General features: G+C 72.7%; 13 protein-coding genes. 4 read left to right on the top strand and 9 right to left on the bottom strand.

All coding sequences use genetic code 11. From position 1 onward, the window contains the following. Positions 1-12 precede the first annotated feature (12 nt). The 4 genes from egtB to GA0070561_RS08285 form a co-directional block, all read right to left on the bottom strand. Positions 13-1,350 carry an ergothioneine biosynthesis protein EgtB gene (gene egtB / locus GA0070561_RS08300; protein ID WP_091400032.1) on the bottom strand — a complete coding sequence of 446 codons (1,338 nt, stop codon included), beginning with the start codon at positions 1,348-1,350 and terminating at the stop codon, positions 13-15. Between the two features lie 80 nt (positions 1,351-1,430). After that, complete coding sequence (gene egtA / locus GA0070561_RS08295; protein WP_091397842.1) at positions 1,431-2,666, bottom strand: ergothioneine biosynthesis glutamate--cysteine ligase EgtA; 1,236 nt, start codon at positions 2,664-2,666, stop codon at positions 1,431-1,433. 155 nt (positions 2,667-2,821) lie between these two features. Further along, positions 2,822-3,637 carry a hypothetical protein gene (locus GA0070561_RS08290; RefSeq protein ID WP_091397839.1) on the bottom strand — a complete coding sequence of 272 codons (816 nt, stop codon included), beginning with the start codon at positions 3,635-3,637 and terminating at the stop codon, positions 2,822-2,824. A 16-nt stretch (positions 3,638-3,653) separates the two neighbouring features. Continuing rightward, positions 3,654-4,286 (bottom strand): RNA polymerase sigma factor, encoded by a 633-nt coding sequence (locus GA0070561_RS08285; protein ID WP_091397836.1) that lies wholly within the window; start codon positions 4,284-4,286, stop codon positions 3,654-3,656. Positions 4,287-4,824: 538 nt separating this feature from the next. Here GA0070561_RS08285 and GA0070561_RS08280 point away from each other — a divergent pair. After that, positions 4,825-6,189, top strand: a complete 1,365-nt coding sequence (locus GA0070561_RS08280) for a serine/threonine-protein kinase (protein ID WP_091397833.1) — start codon at positions 4,825-4,827, stop codon at positions 6,187-6,189. A gap of 125 nt (positions 6,190-6,314) precedes the next feature. Then, positions 6,315-7,577 (top strand): nucleotide sugar dehydrogenase, encoded by a 1,263-nt coding sequence (locus tag GA0070561_RS08275; protein ID WP_091397830.1) that lies wholly within the window; start codon positions 6,315-6,317, stop codon positions 7,575-7,577. A 108-nt stretch (positions 7,578-7,685) separates the two neighbouring features. On the opposite strand, the gene GA0070561_RS08270 is transcribed toward GA0070561_RS08275, so the two are convergent. The 4 genes from GA0070561_RS08270 to GA0070561_RS08255 form a co-directional block, all read right to left on the bottom strand. Further along, on the bottom strand, positions 7,686-10,160 hold the full coding sequence (locus GA0070561_RS08270) for an ABC transporter permease (RefSeq protein ID WP_091397826.1): 2,475 nt from the start codon (positions 10,158-10,160) through the stop codon (positions 7,686-7,688). A gap of 147 nt (positions 10,161-10,307) precedes the next feature. Further along, a complete protein-coding gene (locus GA0070561_RS08265; RefSeq protein ID WP_091397823.1) occupies positions 10,308-10,973 on the bottom strand; it encodes a response regulator in 666 nt (221 codons plus the stop codon). Beyond that, the gene (locus GA0070561_RS08260; protein WP_091397820.1) at positions 10,970-12,190 is read right to left on the bottom strand and encodes a sensor histidine kinase; all 1,221 of its coding nucleotides are present in this window, start codon (positions 12,188-12,190) and stop codon (positions 10,970-10,972) included. Before GA0070561_RS08260 ends, GA0070561_RS08265 begins: the two co-directional genes overlap by 4 nt. Positions 12,191-12,238: 48 nt before the next feature. Next, a complete protein-coding gene (locus GA0070561_RS08255) occupies positions 12,239-12,946 on the bottom strand; it encodes a DUF305 domain-containing protein (protein ID WP_091397817.1) in 708 nt (235 codons plus the stop codon). Between the two features lie 138 nt (positions 12,947-13,084). Here GA0070561_RS08255 and GA0070561_RS08250 point away from each other — a divergent pair, with 138 nt between their 5' ends. Beyond that, entirely contained in the window at positions 13,085-14,530 is a 1,446-nt protein-coding gene (locus tag GA0070561_RS08250; RefSeq protein ID WP_091397814.1) for an LVIVD repeat-containing protein, read from the top strand. 155 nt (positions 14,531-14,685) lie between these two features. Continuing rightward, complete coding sequence (locus GA0070561_RS08245) at positions 14,686-15,897, top strand: ArsB/NhaD family transporter (RefSeq protein ID WP_091397810.1); 1,212 nt, start codon at positions 14,686-14,688, stop codon at positions 15,895-15,897. A gap of 4 nt (positions 15,898-15,901) precedes the next feature. On the opposite strand, the gene GA0070561_RS08240 is transcribed toward GA0070561_RS08245, so the two are convergent. After that, a complete protein-coding gene (locus GA0070561_RS08240) occupies positions 15,902-16,729 on the bottom strand; it encodes a MerR family transcriptional regulator (RefSeq protein WP_091397806.1) in 828 nt (275 codons plus the stop codon). Between the last annotated feature and the right edge of the window lie 42 nt (positions 16,730-16,771).

The following is a 16,771-nucleotide window of genomic DNA, read 5'->3' as shown; positions in this document are numbered from 1 at the left end:
TCGTGCGGCAACTCACCGGTACGACTCGTCCGGTCGCGCGTCCCGGGCACAGCGGAAACCGCTGAAGATCTGCCGGCGAATCGGATAGTCCCAGTTACGGAAGGTGCCCCGGCAGGCGGAGCGGTCGGTGCCGAACGAGCCACCGCGCAGCACCCGGTGGTCGCCGCCGAAGAAGACCTCCGAGTATTCGCGATAGGGGAACGCGGCGAACCCCGGATGCCCGTCGAACGCGGTCGAGGTCCACTCCCAGACGTCACCGATGAGCTGGTGCACACCCAACGGCGACGCGCCGGCCGGATACGCGCCCACCGGCGCCGGCCGCAGATGGCGCTGGTCGAGGTTGGCGTGCGCCTCGGTCGGGTCGTCGTCCCCCCAGGGGTACCGACGCGACCGCCCGGTCGTCGGATCCCACCGGGCCGCCTTCTCCCACTCCGCCTCGGTCGGCAGCCGCTTGCCGGCCCACGCCGCGTACGCCTGTGCCTCGTACCAGCACACGTGCACCACCGGCTCGTCGGCGCGGACCCGCGCCCACTGACCGAAGCGCCGATACGACCAGTCGTCGCCGTCGGAACGCCAGTGCATCGGGGCGCTCAGCTGCTCGCGAACCCGATGCTCCCAGCCGGCCGCGCTCCACCAGCGCTGCTCGGTGTAGCCGCCGTCGGCGATGAAGGCCGCGTACTGGCCGTTGGTCACCGGGGCGGCGTCGATGACGTACGCCGGGAGGTCGACCCGGTGCGCCGGACGTTCGTTGTCCAACGCCCACGGATCGGTGTCGGTGCCCATGGTGAACTCGCCGGCCGGCACCAGCACCTCCGCGCCCACCCGGACCGACGGCTCGGGCGGCGCCGGGGCGTGCAGCACCGCCGGCCCCGAGCGCAGCTGGTGGGTGGCGAGCATCGTCTCGTCGTGCTGCTGCTCGTGCTGCACGATCATGCCGAAGGCGAACCCGTCGGCGACCAACGGCCGCTCGGTGAAGGTCACCGCGTCGAGCAGGTCGTGCACCTTGTCCCGGACGGTGGCCAGGTAGGCGCGCGCCTCCGCGGGCGGCAACAGGGGCAGCGTGGGGCGGTCCCGGCGCGGCTGTTTGAACGCGTCGTACAACTCGTCGATGTCACACCGGACCGGCTCGCGGCCCCCGACGTCCCGGACCAACCAGAGCTCCTCCTGGTTACCGACATGGGCAAGGTCCCAGACCAACGGCGACATCAGCGGTGAGTGCTGGCGCGTCAGGTCGGCGTCGTCGACCACCTCGGTCAGCAACGCGGTGCGGGCGCGGGCCCGCGCCAACTCCACCGCGATGTGGTCGCGCAACTGCTCGCCGTCGACCCGGCCCGCCTGCGAGGCTCGCAGAACGGGCTCACTCCTCGCGCTCACCGAGCCGTCCTCCGTTCGCGATTGCGCGGCTCGCAGAACCGGCTCACTCCTCGCGCTCACTGGTCTCTCCTCTCTGCGGCGGCCAGCCGCTGGCGTACCCCTCGCCGGATCTCCTCGTGGGTGCTGTCCGGCAGCTCCAGTCGGGGCAGTGTGGTCAGGGCCAGGTCGAGCAGGGCCGCCGCGGCGGCGGCCAGCGTCGGGTCGGCCAGGCCGTGCCGGGCCGCGGTCGACCAGCGGTGCGCCACCGGCGTGGCGATCGTGTACGCATCGCGCACGGTGCCCGGGTCGTCGAACAGGGCGGTCAGCACCGCCAGCGGCAGCCGCCAGCCGCGGTCGGGTTGGGCGTCCAGGTAGCGCAGCTCCAGGTAGCCGCGTGGCCGCACCGGCGGAAAGAGGGTGCTGACGTGGTAGTCGAGGTCATCGGTGGTGGGCGGTTGTGGCAGCGCGCCGTCGAGCCAGTCGGCGAAGGTCACCCCGGGCGGCGCGGCCCAGTCGGCGCTGTGCCGGCGCAGACAGAGCAGCGGCGCGGCGAGCACGTAGCTGATCCAGGCGTCGGTCGGATCGTCCCCGGCCCGCGAGGGCGACCAGACCGGGCGGGTCCGGGCCGGGTCGATGGCCAGCCAGGCGGCCATCCGGGCGGAGGCCCAACCGGTGCGCCGCCCGGCGTGTCGAGCGGCGGAGGCGAACGCCGCGAGCAGTGGGGGCCCGACCGCGTGGGCCGCGGCCCAGCGGTCGGCGACCTGGTCCGGCTCGCCGGCGTCGAGGCAGATCTGTAGGCCGGCGGTGCTGTACATCATCGTTCGGCCGGCCGGGCCGTGGCGGTCGAAGGCTCCGCGCATCGCGCGGTAACGGGGGGTTTCCAGTACCGGGCGGGGCCGTCGGTGGGGGTCGATGCCGCTGCGGCCGAGGACCAGCCCGGCGGCGGCCAGCAGGTCGGTGACCTGGGCGATGTCGGCCTCGGTGGCGCGAATCAACGCGGCGACCGAGGGGCGGGGCGGGGTGGAGATCTCCAACTGGCCACCCGGCTCCAGGGTGACCATGCCGCCGTGTCGCAGCGGCTCGGCCGGGCTGGTGGCATCCAGCGTGGCGGGGCTGTGCCGCCCCAGCGCCGCCCGCAGCCGCGTCGCGTCGACGGGGCGGGCGGGATCGGCGGCGTCGTGCACGGTCCATTCCAGTTCGACGCCGGTGTGGGTGGGTGGACCGGTCTTGAAGCAGATCCGGGCGAGGTGTCGGACTGCGGCTGCGGACTCGCGCAGGATGGCACTGCGGTCCAGGTCGGATGACGTCACCAAGGGTCGGGCCCCCTCTCCGTGCGCCGGGTCCGGCACACCGTGCCACCGTAAACCCACCCACCGACACCGTCGGGGGCGTGCACGGGTCACCAACCTCTGTCTAACAGACGAATTTCCGAAGCAGGGCGGAACGAACCGCTCCAACCGTCGACCGGTCAGCCGCCTACGGGGTGACCCGGTCGCGGCGGTGACGGCGGGGCTTTGCCCGATGGGGACGGCTTGCCCTTCGCCGAATCGGAGGGCGTGACCTTCGCCGGCTCGGACGGCTTCGTCTCGGGTACGAGCCGCTGGCAGTACGCCTCGACCTCGGCGGGCCCGCCGGCGGCGGTCACCAGCTTCTGGAAGGCCGGCGTGCGTAGCGCCTTCTCCCGCTGGTCGGGCTCTTTCGCCCGCCACGCGCGGCACTGTCCGTGCATCTGGCCGGCGGTAGCGGGACCGGCCGGCGGCGTGGCGGCGACGGACGGCGGCGCGCCCGGCGACGCGGCGCCGGGGCCCACCGACCGACCGGGCTCGGTCGACCGGGATGCGCCCTGGTGCGGCGAGGGTGACGGGCGTGACGGTGCCGGTGCGACCGGGTCTGGCCCCCGGTCCCGGGTGACCGCCGCGAAGGCGGCCCCCGCGGTCGCGGTAGCTGCCACCGCGCCGATCCAGGCCACCGCGCCGGTGGTCATCCGGCGACGGTGTGGCCGCTGCGGCACGGCCGGCGTCGGGTTGGCCCGGGCGGCCCGGAACGCGGCCACCGCGGCGTCCTCCCCGGCCAGCTCGCCCGGGCGGACGGGGCCGGCCGCCGCGGCGAGCAACGCGGCCACCGGGGGCACGTCCGGGGTGTTCAGGTGCGCCTCGGGTGAGTTCGCGTCCACCTCTGTGGGCGTGGCGGACGGGCCCTGATCCAGGGTGGCGTCCACCCGGGCAGGGGCCGAGTCGAGCAGCCGCTCGGTGTCGGCGTGGTCGGCCCGCCGGAACGGGTTCATCGGGAGTCCCCTCACGTCAGCCGTCCGCCGGTTCGACGTGCGATGTCCGCAGGGCGGGGCCGCTCCCCGCACGCGGTGGTGGCACCCCCTCGATGCCGACCGACGACTCGGCCGGGTTCTGCCGCTCCAGCAGGACCGCGAGCCGGCGTAGGCCGCGGTGAGCGGCGGTCCGCACGGCGCCGGCCCGGCGGCCCAGCACCCGGCCGGCGGATCCCGCGTCCAGCCCGATCACGGCCCGCAGCAGGACCGCTTCGGCTTCCCGGGGCGGGAGGGTGGCGATCAGCGCGAGGGCGGTCTCGGTACCGATCGTCTCGCTGGCTCCCTCGGCGGTGTCCGCGTCGCTGGCGAGCTCGGCGAGCGCCTGCACCGGGACCGGGAGCGAGGGGCGGCGGCGCATCCGGCGCAGGTGGTCCATCGCGCGGTTACGGGCGATGGTGACCGCCCAGGCCCGGAACTCGCCCCCGCTGAAGCCGGGCAGGTCACGGGAGATCTGGAGCCAGGTCTCGGAGGCGACGTCCTCGGCGTCGGCGCCGACGAGCGCGGTCAGGTAGCGCAGCAGCCCAGGCTGGAGGCTCCGGTAGAGAAAGCGGAACGCCTCCTCGTCCCCGGCCTGCGCGGCGGTCACCACCTCCGACAGGTCGGCGGTCATGTGCGGCCCACGCGTCGTTCGGGGCGTGTCGGCCCGACCAATCGGGCTGGCGCACGCGACGCGGCACGAGTCGTCCGCCCGATCAGCACCAGCACCGCACCGCCCTCCACCGCTCTGATTGTGCCCGCGACCACGATTGTCGGGGCGGCGGGTCCGGGGGCCAACGCCAGGGTGGTCGATCGGCGCGCTGGCCGCCGAGGTAGCCGGGAGGGCCCGAGCCGGGCTAACGCTAAGAGGGGGCTCACGACGCGACAAGTCGGCGTCGTGTCACGGAAGAGTGACAATTATCAACCCGGCCCGACGGCGCGTCGTCGTAACGGCCCGTACGCAGCGGACGCCACCCACGCCGGGAGGCGGTTTCTCGCCCCCGACGACGACCCGAGCGACGGAAATAGTCGCTTTTTGTGACACCACACATCCGCAGCGTCACGAAGGGTGAGCGTCCACACAGGTCAGGCCGGATCAGCCAGTCCGAACCAGCCGCCCGGCGGCCCTGCCGCGGCGCGCCGCCCCGCGCCACTCTAGGTACGGTAATGCGGTGTTGTCATCGGAGGTCGTGCTCAGCGGTCGCTACCGCTTGGACGAACGTGTCGCCACGGGCGGCATGGGCGACGTTTGGCGTGCCTCCGACCTGATCCTCGGCCGGCAGGTCGCGGTCAAGGTTCTCCTGCCGGCGTTGGTCTCCGATCCCGATTTCATCGCCCGGTTCCGCGCCGAGGCCCGGATCATGGCGGCGCTGCGGCACCCCGGCATCGTGCAGGTCTTCGACTGCGGTGCGGACGATCTCCCCGACGGCGGGCGTGCGGACTACCTCGTCATGGAGTTCGTCGCCGGCGAGCCGTTGTCCAAGCGGATCGAGGCGGCCGGACGGCTCGACGTGGCCGAGACGATGTCGATCGTGGCCCAGGCGGCCGCAGCGCTCAACGCGGCGCATCGCGGCGGCATCGTGCACCGCGACGTCAAACCCAGCAACCTGCTGGTGCAGGAGGACGGCACTGTCGTCCTGGTGGACTTCGGCGTGGCCCGCTCCACCGACATCACCAGCATCACCAGCACCAACGCGGTGCCGGGCACCGCCCTCTACATGGCTCCCGAGCAGGCCGCCGGTCGGCCGGTCAGCGGTGCCACCGACATCTACGCCCTGGGCGCGGTCACCTACTGCTGCCTGACCGGCAGTCCGCCGTTCACCGGTGACAATCCGCTCCAGGTCGCCGTGCGGCACCTGGACGACGAGCCGCCGGAGCTGCCGCACGACATACCGGAGGCGGTCCGCGCCCTGGTGTCGCGGGCCCTGGCCAAGGATCCGCTGGAGCGATTCACCAGCGGAGCGGCGATGGCCGAGGCCGCTCGGACGGCGGTCACCGGCGGCGAGCCGCCGACGGCGATGGCCGGGCCGGTCGCGCTGCGCGACGCTGGGCCGGGCACCCGCACGGACGTGCCGGCCGGCGCGGCGGTGGCGGACGGGCGCCAGCGACGGCGGGGTCCGCTCGTCGGCGCGGCGGCGGCCATGCTGGTCGCGCTGGTCGGGCTCGGCGCGGCGCTGGCCGCGACGCGTAACGTCGGCGAGGACCCGGCGGTCAATCTGCCGGCCACCTCGCCGACGGTGGCGCCGAGCGGCCCCGTCGACCTGCCCGCGGCGAACGAGCAGATCACCAGTGTCGAGCCGGGCCGGCCGGACCGGCCGCACGTCCCCGGCAACTCCCCGTCGGCCTCGGTCTCCGCCACGCCGAGCCTGGAGCCCAGCCAGACGGTCGGCCCGCCGACGCCAACGGTGGGCGTCACCACGGCGCCGCCGACCAGCGCGGCGCCCACGACGGGCGCGCCGCCGACGACCGCGCCGCCGTCTGATCCGCCGGCCACCTCCAGTGCGCCGGTCGATCCGGAGGTGCCGGCGGGCGGTTGAGCGGACCGCTGTCGCCGACCCCCGTCAGTCCCACCAGCACCGATATCCCCAAAACGGACTTACGACGCCGAAGACGCCTCTAGGCTCTGAGCAGGCTATTTACACCATCTGCTGCGGGAGCCTGGGTGAGCGCTGAAAAGCTGGTCGTGATCGGTCAGGGGTACGTCGGACTGCCGCTGGCCATGCGGGCCGTCGAGGCGGGGCTCGACGTGGTCGGTCTCGACGTCGACGCCGACCGGGTGAAGCGTCTCGCCTCCGGCGAGTCGTTCGTCGAGGACATCCCGGCCGACCGGCTGGGCCGCGCGTTGGGCAGCGGCCGCTACCACCCCAGCACGGAGTACACCGACGCTGACGGGTTCGACATCTGCGTCATCACGGTGCCGACCCCGCTGCGCGACGGGACCCCGGACCTGAGCTTCGTCGAGCAGGCCGGCATCGGTATCGGCCCGTACGTCCGCCCGGGCTGCACGGTGATCCTGGAGTCGACGACCTACCCGGGCACCACCGAGGAGCTGCTGCGCCCGTTGTTGGAGTCGGCCAGCGGCCTGACCAGCCCCGGTGACTTCCACCTCGGCTACAGCCCCGAGCGGATCGACCCGGGCAACCCGACCTGGCGACTGGAGAACACCCCGAAGGTGGTCTCCGGTGTGGACGCGGCGGCGCTGGCCCGGGTGGACGAGTTCTACCAGCGTCTCGTGGAACGCACCGTACCGGTGGACTCCACCCGCGTCGCCGAGCTGACCAAGCTGATCGAGAACACGTTCCGCCAGGTCAACATCGCGCTGATCAACGAGCTGACCATGCTCTCGCACCACCTCGACATCGACGTCTGGGAGGCGATCGACGCCGCCTCGACCAAACCGTTCGGCTTCATGCCGTTCCGACCCGGCCCCGGCGTCGGCGGGCACTGCCTGCCGATCGACCCGTGCTACCTGTCCTGGCAGGTCAAGCGCCGCCTCGGTCGGCAGTTCCGGTTCATCGAGCTGGCCAATGACGTCAACCACGAGATGCCCGAACACGTGGCGCAGCGGATCATGGGTGGGCTGAACCGGGACGGCCGGGCCGTCAGCGGCGCCCGACTGCTGCTGCTCGGTCTGGCGTACAAGAAGAACACCGGCGACATGCGCGACTCCCCCGCCGTGGACGTGGCCCGTCGGTTGCAGGCCCTCGGCGCCGAGGTGCACGCCGTCGAGCCGTACGCCGAGGCGCACCAGATCCCCGCCGGGATCACCGTGGTCGGGCTCAGCGAGCGTGAGGTGCGCGCGGCCGACGCGGTGGTGGTGGTCACCGACCATGACACCTTCGACTACGACCTCGTGGTCAGGCACGCCCGCTACATCTTCGACACCCGCAACCGGTGCGCCGGCCCGATGGTCGAGCGACTGTAGACCCGGCACCGCTGGCCGGTCCCGCCGCCGGGGAAGATGGCGGGACCGGCCAGCGGATGTCCGTCCGGTCGCCGGGGTCGGACCCGGCCGGTCCGGACCGCGACCGGCTCACTGGTCGGCGAGCGCCTCGACGACCGGCCGGGACAGCGCCCGGCGGGCCGGCAGCACCGAGGCGAGCAGGGCGGCGAGCACCGCGACACCGAGGATCAGCCCGAGCTGGCCGAGCGGCAGCACCACGTGGAAGTCGCCGCCGAGGCGGTCCAGCAGGGCCATCGCGGACGCGCTGACTCCGGTGCCGAGCCCGACCCCGAGCACCGCGCCGACCAGCGCCATCAGCACCGCCTCGACGGCGAGCACCGCCCGCATCCGCCCTCGGGTGAGCCCGACCGCCCGCAGCACGGCGTTCTCCCTGGTCCGTTCGACCACCGACAGGCTCAGGGTGTTCGCCACGCCGACCAGGGCGATCACCACGGCCAGACCGAGCAGCGCGGTCACGAACGCGAGCAGCATGTCCACAGTGCCAGTGAGCATCTTCTTGTACGCGCCCTGATCCATCAGGTTCACCGTCGGGTAGCGGCCCAGCACCACGGTGATCGCGTCGCGGGCCCGCTCGGGGCTCACCCCGGCGGCGGGGTCGATCTCGGCCAGATAGCCGCGCTGGGCGGGGAAGAGCGCGGCGAAGTCCTGGTCGGACAGGTCGATGACGTGACCTGCGGGCACCTCACCGCCGGGGCTGTCGTCGGTCACCACGGCGGCCACCCGGAACGACCTCCCCCCGACCGTCACCGGTGAGCCGACCTGCCAGCCGCGGGCCCGCGCCAACTCGCGGTGCACCAGCACCTGCCCCGGCCCGACCCGCTCGGCGTCGCCGGTCAGCACCCCGCTCAGCGTCCGGCCGACCAGCGCCGGGTGGGCCGCGCGGATCTCGACGTCGTCGACGACAGTGCTGCGCTGCTCGTGCACCACACCCAGTTCGGGACGGGAGGCGAGCTCACCGACGAGCGCGGCCGGCAGGTCCTGACCGATTCCGCTGACCACGAAGTCCGTCCCGATCTGGGCGTCCACGCTGCGTTCGATGCCGTCCTTGGTGCTGCGCGCGCCGACCATGAACGCCGAGACCAGTCCGATACCGATCACCAGCGCGGTGGCCGTCGCGGCGACCCGCCGCGGATTGCGCACCGTGTTGCTGACCGCCAGCTCACCGATGGTGCCGAGCACTCGTCGGACCGGCCAACCGAACACCCGGGCCAGCGCGGGGACGAGCACCGGCCCGAACAGCACGATCCCGAAGAAGGTGAGCACCCCACCGACCGCCACCAGTAGCAGCTGACCGGCGCTGGCGGCGCCGGCCAGCGCGGCCACACCGACGACGAGGACCAGCGCGCCGATGCTCAGCCGAACCCGACCAGCACCCCGGCTGGGCTGCACCGCGGCGTCGGTGAGCGCGGCCACCGGGGCGATCCGCGTCCCGCGCCAGGCCGGCAGCAGGGCGGCGCACACGGTGAGCCCGGTGCCCAGCAGCAGGCCGGTGAGCACTGTCGAACCGGTCACGGTCAGCACACCGGTCACCGGCACGTCCAGTTGGGACAGCAGCAGCCGCAACCCGGCGGCGAGGGCCACTCCGAGCAGCACCCCGAGCGCGGAGGCGACCAGCCCCAGCACCGCCGACTCCAGCACTGTGGACCGGAAGACCTGTCCCCGGGTGGCGCCGATCAGGCGCAGCAGCGCGGTCCGTCGGGTGCGCTGGGCCAGCACGATCGCGAAGGTGTTGGCGATCACGAAGCCGGCCACCACGATCGCGACCCCTACGAAGATCAACAGCAGCATGCGGAACTGTTCCACGTTGCGGACCGCGTCCTCCACGGCCTCGTCGAGAATCTGCTGGCGACTCTTCACTGTGGCTTCGGCGCCGGACACCGCGCGTACCTTCTCGGTCAGCGCCGCGACGTCGGCGCCCGGTCGGGCCGCCACCATGATCCGGCCGTAGCCGCGCTCGCCGGTGAGGGCCAGGGCGTCCGGCCCGACCAGGCCGACTAACGGACCGCCGACGTCGCGGGCGGTGCCCGCCACATCGACGGTGCCCACCAGGGTGTACGGGCGGGCCGCTCCGCCGGTGGCGCCGATCCGGACCGCCGCGCCGAGCCCGAAGCCCTGCTCGGCCGCGGTCGGCGCGTCGAGCACCACCTCCCCGGCCCGGTCGGGCAACCGGCCGGCCACCACGTCGTACGAGCGCAGCGCGTCCTCGGTGGGGATGGCGACGAGCATGGTGAAGCCGAGCACCGGCCGACCGTCGGCTCCGACGATCCCGGCGGTGTTGGTCAGCTCACCGGCGGCGGCGGCCACCCCGTCGACCGCCCGCACCCGGTCGACCAGTGCCGGGGGCAACACCTCTCGGCCGGCCGAGTAGACCCCCAGGTCGGTGTGGCGGTCGAAGGTGCCGGCCCGCTCGTACGCCCCGGCCCGCATCCCGTCGACGAAGATCATCGTGCCGGCGACGAACGCGACGCCGAGCACGACGGCGAGCGCCGAGAGCAGCATGCGCAGCGCCTCGGCGCGCAGCGAACGCAGGGTCAGGCGGATCATGCGGGGCTCCCGGTGCAGGTGGCGGATCAGACCCCTCCGACGCTATGGCCGGAACCGGTCTGTCGATCTCCACCTGCGCGCTCGACCTGCGTGCACCCCGGGTCGCGGTGCACCCGTCGGCCGCTACGACCCAGGTCGTACGCGGTGTCATCCGCCGGGCGTGACCAGCCCGCTCTCGTACGCCAGGACCACCGCCTGGACCCGGTCGCGCAGCTGGAGTTTCGCCAGGATCCGCCCGACGTGGGTCTTCACCGTCGCCTCGGCCACATGCACCCGGGCGGCGATCTCCGCGTTGGACAGCCCCTGGGCGACCAGCAGCAGCACCTCCCGTTCCCGTTCGGTGAGCTGCGCGAGTCGAGGGTCGGCGCTCGGGGCGGCGCCGAGCTGCCCGGCGAACCGGTCCAGCAGGCGTCGGGTGATCGACGGAGCCACCACCGAGTCGCCCTGGGCCACCACCCGGATCGCGGCCAGCAGCTCCTCCGGCGGGACGTTCTTGAGCAGGAAGCCACTCGCACCGGCCTGCAGGGCCGCGAACGCGTCCGCCTCGGTGTCGAAGGTGGTCAGCACCAACACCCGAGGGCCACCCGCGGGCCGCTCGGCGCAGAGTCGACGGGTCGCCTCCACCCCGTCCATGGTGGGCATCCGGATGTCCATCACGACCACGTCGGCCTCGGTGCGGGCGAGCACCCGCAGAGCGTCCGCGCCGTCGATCGCCTCCCCGACGACCTCCAGGTCGGGCTGGGATTCCAGCACCATCCGGAACCCCGCGCGGACCAGCGCCTGGTCGTCCACGATCACTACCCGGACCGTCATGCCGCGATCACCTCCGTTGCCGGCTCTGACGGTAGCGGCAGCCGAACCTCGACCTGCCAGCCCCCGGTCAGCCGGGGACCCGCGGTGAGGCTGCCGTCGTACACCGTCACCCGCTCCCGCATGCCGAGCAGGCCGTGACCGCCGGACGGCGCCGGGCTGACCAGCGGGCGGCCGCGACCGTCGTCGACCACCCGGACCACGACGGCCTCGGCGGTGTACGACAGGACGACCTCGACGCCGGCGCCGACGCCGGCGTGCTTGAGCGCGTTGGTCAACGCCTCCTGCACCACCCGGTAGACGGTCAGCTCCAGGCCCGGCGGCAGGGCCGGTGGCGCACCGGTGACGGTGCTGCGAACGTGCAGACCGGCGTCGTCGAACCGGGCCAGCAGGTCGGGCAGCTCGGCCAGCGCGAGGCGTCGGTGCTCGGGGTCGGCCGCCGCCGCCAGCCCGTCGGCCCCCTCCCCGCCGGCCGGGCCGGCGTCGCGCAGAACGCCGACCAGGCGGCGCATCTCCTCCAGCGCCTGCCGGCCGGTGTCCGCGACCACCTTCACGGCGGTTCGCGCCTGGGCGGGGTCACGGTCGAGCATGAACCGGGCCCCGTCCGCCTGGACGATCATCACGGCCATGCTGTGGGCGACCACGTCGTGCAGCTCACGAGCGATCCGGGTGCGCTCCTCGGCGACCGCCGCCCGGGACTCGGCCTCCCGCTCGCGTTCCAGGGTGGTGGCCCGCTCCTCCAGGCTGAGCACGTAGAGCCGGCGGGTCCGCACGTTCAGCGCGACCAACCACACCGCGCCGGTGACCAGCGCGTACCACAGCGCGGTCACCCACCACTGGATGACGTTCGGGGTCTGCGCGGCGGCCAGCAGCACGCCGACGGCCGCGACCGCGCCGGCCAGTACGCCGTCGCGCAGCCGCCGGCCGTACTTCACCACGCTGTAGAGCGCGATCAGGACGGCCACGTCGTAGATGAGCGGACCCCAGCGGGCGATCACCTGGATCAGGGCGAGCACCGCGACCGCCACCGTCACCGCGCTCGGGTGGGTGCGGCGGAACAGCAGCGCCACCGCCATCCCCACGCCGACCGCCGTGGCCGCCCAACCGCCCGGCTGGTTCACCGCCGCGGCCAGGGAGACGAAGACCACCAGCAGGGCGACGGCCACGTCGAAGGCGACGCCGCGCAGCGGGCGACCGAACACTGTGCGTCTCACGGTCACCCAGCGTACGTGCCGGGATGCTCGGCCCTCGCGCCCCGCGCACGGGAATCAGCCGCCGAGGACCTCGCGCATGCGGTCGATCTCGACGGTCTGCTCGGTGGCGACGGAGTTGGCGAACTCGTTGAGCGTCAGGTCGGAGCCGACAGTGAGCAGGTTGGTGGCCATCTCGATGGCACCCTGGTGGTGCTCGGTCATCATCCGGACGAAGAGCCGGTCGAAGTCCGCGCCACGGGCCGCGGCGAGCTGCCGCATCGCCTCTGGCGACTGCATGCCGCGCATGGTGCCGTGGTCGTGCCCCTGCGCCTCCGCCGGGAGGCCACGGGTCTGCAACCAGCCGCGCATCATGCCCATCTCCGGCCCCTGGCTGGCCCGGATGCGCTCGGCGATGGCCCGGACGTCGGGGTCGGCGGCCCGGTCGGGGGCGAGCTCCGCCATCGCCAGGGCCTGCGCGTGGTGCGGGATCATCATCCGGACGAACCAGACGTCCAGCGAGTTGTGCGGGGCGGGACCGGCGTCGCGGACCTCGTGCGCCGGGCGGGTGGCCGCCGTCTCGCCCGGTCGGCCGGGCGCGATGACGGTCAGATCGGTGGGGACGGGGCTGGCCGTCGGCGACGCGGCGGAGGTGGCGGGCGCGGAGACCGGCTGCGGCGCGTTCGTACCGGTGTCGCCGTCGAGGCGGATCACCATGAACACCATCAGCGGCAAAACGAGAGCCAATGTGACGACCGCCAGGGTACGTGCGCGCCGGTTGGTCATGGGCCACTCCCTGGAGTCGAGGTCACCGCGATGCTATCCATTGAAGAACCCACTTTCATGTGATCCAGCTCACATCGACGTTCTTCGTCGGACGGTAACGTGTCAACCATCGTCTCCCCCTTGCGAAGGGCCCCGCCGATGATCAGATTCCACAAGCCACGGTTACGACAACTGCGTGTCGTGGCCCTCGCCACGACCGGCCTCCTCGTCGCCAGTGCCCTCGTCGCCCCGGCGAGCAGCGCCCAGACGGTGCCGCAGGCGGCCCCGGCCCCCGCGCTCACCAACACGATCCCGGGCGTCGACGAGATCGTGAGCAGCCCCAACCTGCGCCAGATCGCGAACGTCCCCAAGGTCGCCCCACTGGACGCGACCAACAGCGACATCGCCTTCCAGGGCAAGTACGCGTTCGCCGGCAACTACAACGGCTTCGTCATCTACGACATCTCGCGGCCCAGCGCGCCGACGGTCAAGGCCCGGGTGCTCTGCCCGGGGTCGCAGAACGACATCTCCGTCCACGGTGACCTGCTCTTCCTCTCCACCGACTCGTCGCGCAGCGACGACTCCTGCAACAGCACCACGCAGGGAGCGGACGTGAAGGGCTCGTGGGAGGGCATCAAGGTCTTCGACATCAAGGACAAGGCCAACCCGCGCTACATCAAGTCCGTCGAGACGGCCTGCGGCTCCCACACCCACACCCTGGTGCCGGGCAAGGACCGCAAGGCCATCTACCTGTACGTCTCGTCGTACAGCCCGCGGGCCGAATTCCCGGACTGCCAGCCGCCGCACGACTCCATCTCCATCATCAAGGTGCCGGTGAAGAAGCCGACCGACGCGGCAGTGGTCGCGACGCCGAACCTCTTCCCGGACGGCGGCTTCCCCGGCAGCCAGACCGGCTCGGCGACCACCGGTTGCCACGACATCACCGCCTACCCGTCGAAGGACCTGGCCGCCGGCGCCTGCATGGGTGACGGCATCCTGCTCGACATCAAGAACCGCGAGGCGCCCCGCGTCATCAACCGGGTCCGGGACGAGGTCAACTTCGCGTTCTGGCACTCGGCCACCTTCAACAACGCCGGCACCAAGGTGATCTTCACCGACGAGCTGGGTGGTGGCGGGGCGGCGACCTGCAACGAGACCGTCGGCCCGAACCGGGGCGCGGACGCCATCTACGACATCGCCGGCCGCGGCAACGCCCGGACGATGACCTTCCGCAGCTACTACAAGATCCCCCGGGCGAACGCCGACACCGAGAACTGCGTGGCGCACAACGGCTCGCTGATCCCGGTGCTCGGCAAGGACATCATGGTCCAGGCGTGGTACCAGGGTGGCATCTCGGTGTTCGACTTCACCGACTCGGCCAACCCGAAGGAGATCGCCTTCTGGGAGCGCGGCCCGCTCTCGGCCGACACGTTCGTCGGCGGTGGCACCTGGTCCGCGTACTACTACAACGGCCACATCTACTCCAACGACATGGTAAAGGGCCTGGACGTCCTGGAGCTGAACGACTGGCGTACCTGGTCGGCCAAGCTGACCCGCTACCAGGAGCTCAACGTGCAGACCCAGCCCAGCTACCTGGGCTGGTAGGCAACGCGCACCACACCGGGCCCGGTCTCCGATCTTCGGGGGCCGGGCCCGGCGCGTTGCGACGCCAGGCTCGTCGCGGGCGGGCACGGTGGGGCCCGTCACCAGGACGGGGGTTGCGAACCGGCTGGTCAGGCGCTGTGCCAACGTGAACAGACGTGACAGTTGCCGCCCCGCCCGAACCGACCACGCGTCGGCGACCCCACCCCCTGGACCTGGTGGCAGCCGTCCTCGCCGTGGTCGGGGCGGCCTGCGCGCTGAGCGGGCTGCTCCCCCGCGCGGAGACCACCGCCACCCTGCACCGGATCCTGCCGCTGCTGCTGTTCCTCGGCACCGTGATCGTGCTCGCCGAGCTGACCGCCGTGGCCGGTGTCTTCGACGTGCTGTCCAGCCGACTGGCCATCGCCTCCCGGGGCAGTTGGGCCGTACTGTTCCTGCTCTGCGGTGGTCTCGCCACGCTGACCACCCTCGTGCTCAACCTCGACACCACAGCAGTGCTGCTCACCCCGGTGCTGCTCGCGCTGGCCCGGAACCTGCGGATCCCCGCCGCCCCGCTCGCCGTCACCACCGTCTGGCTGGCGAACACCGCGAGCCTGCTGCTGCCGGTGTCCAACCTGACCAACCTGCTCGCCGCCGACCGGGTCGGGCTGGCGCCCCTGGCGTACGCGGCTCGGATGGCGTTGCCGCAGATCGCCGCCGTGGCGGTCACCATGGCCCTGCTCTGGTTCGGGTGGTGGCGGCGGGAGCGACCCGCCGGTGGGCGATTCGTCCCGCCGACCCGGCACGTGCCGGCTGACCCGGTGCTGCACCGTACGGCGCTCGCCGGTTGCCTGATCTTCGTCGCCGGCATCCTCGCCGGCGTGGAGATCGAGATCGCCTCCACCGTCGGGCTCGTCCTGGTGCTGGTCGGGTTCCTGGTCCGCTCCCCCGCCACGCTACGCCCAGGTCTGGTCCCGGTGCGCCTGCTGTTCTTCGTCACCGGCCTGTTCCTGGTGGTGCAGACCCTCGGCCGGCACGGGCTGGACGACCTGGTCGGCACCCTGGTCGGCGCCGACGGTGGTGCGCTGGGCGCGCTACGCGCCGGTGGCAGCGGAGCGCTGCTCGCCAACGCGGTGAACAACCTGCCCACCTACCTGGCCGGCGAGTCGGTGCTGCCGACCGGTGACCACACCCGCCTGCTGGCCCTGCTGATCGGCACCAACGTTGGCCCGCTGGCCGCCCCCTGGGCGTCACTGGCCACCCTGCTGTGGTTCGAGCGCTGCCGGGCGGCCGGAGTGGCGGTGCCGCTGACCCGGTTCGTGCTGACCAGCACCCTGCTCGCGGTCACCGCGACGCTCGCCGCGGTCGGCGCGCTGCTGCTGGTGAGCTGAGCGCTCAGTCGCGGTACACCGCGACCTGAAGTTCGGTGACGCCCTTCTCCGGGGTGTCCGGGCAGTAGTCGAGGTAGACCTCCCGGGCGAAGCCGTCGGTGCGGTAGCCGTTCTCCTCGATCCACCGGGCGAGCGCCTGCATGCTCGGCTCGACGTCGTCCATCGCACCGTGATGGATGATCGTCGCAGCGTTGCGCAGCTCCGGCAGGTCGCGGACCGTGACGTCGGGCGCCGCGGACGGCTCGGCGTCGACGAGCACACCGGCGTGTACGACGACAGCGTCGCCGCCCGGGTCCGCGGGCTCGTACCAGGCGATGCCCGGCCCCGTCGGCGTGACCCCGGCGGCGGCCAGCCGGCGGAACAACTCCGGGTAGAGCGGCTGGATCACCGGGCCGATGTCCTCGCCCTGGTAGCTGGGCGCGACGGCGGTCAGCTCCGCGACGCGGACCGGCGCGATCTCCTTGAGGACGACGTCCTGGGTGGTCATCCGACCCTCCGACTCGATCATTCGGAGCCTCGCCTCGACAGCCGTGAGCCGGGCCGTGTCGGCGGCCAGCTGTTCCGCCAACTGGCTCCGGCGCAGCCGCAGCATGCCACGCAGCTCGGCCACGTCGACGGCGTCGTCGACGATCGCGCGCACCTGTTCGAGGGTGAGGCCCAACTCCTTGAGGGCGATCACCCGGTTGAGCCGGCGCAGCTGGTCGGCCCGGTAGAAGCGGTAGCCGGTGTGCGGGTCGACGCTGGCGGGGGGCAGCAGGCCGATGCTGTCGTAGTGGCGCAGCATCCGCACCGACACCCGGCCGAGTCTGGCGAAGTCTCCGATGGTGAACATGGTCCCCTCACACTCGTCCCTGACACCGTGTCAGAGTCAAGC

Source organism: Micromonospora saelicesensis, from assembly GCF_900091575.1.
GTDB lineage: Bacteria > Actinomycetota > Actinomycetes > Mycobacteriales > Micromonosporaceae > Micromonospora > Micromonospora saelicesensis.
Note: the sequence above shows the minus strand (reverse complement) of the source record. Positions and strands in the feature narration are given on the sequence as shown.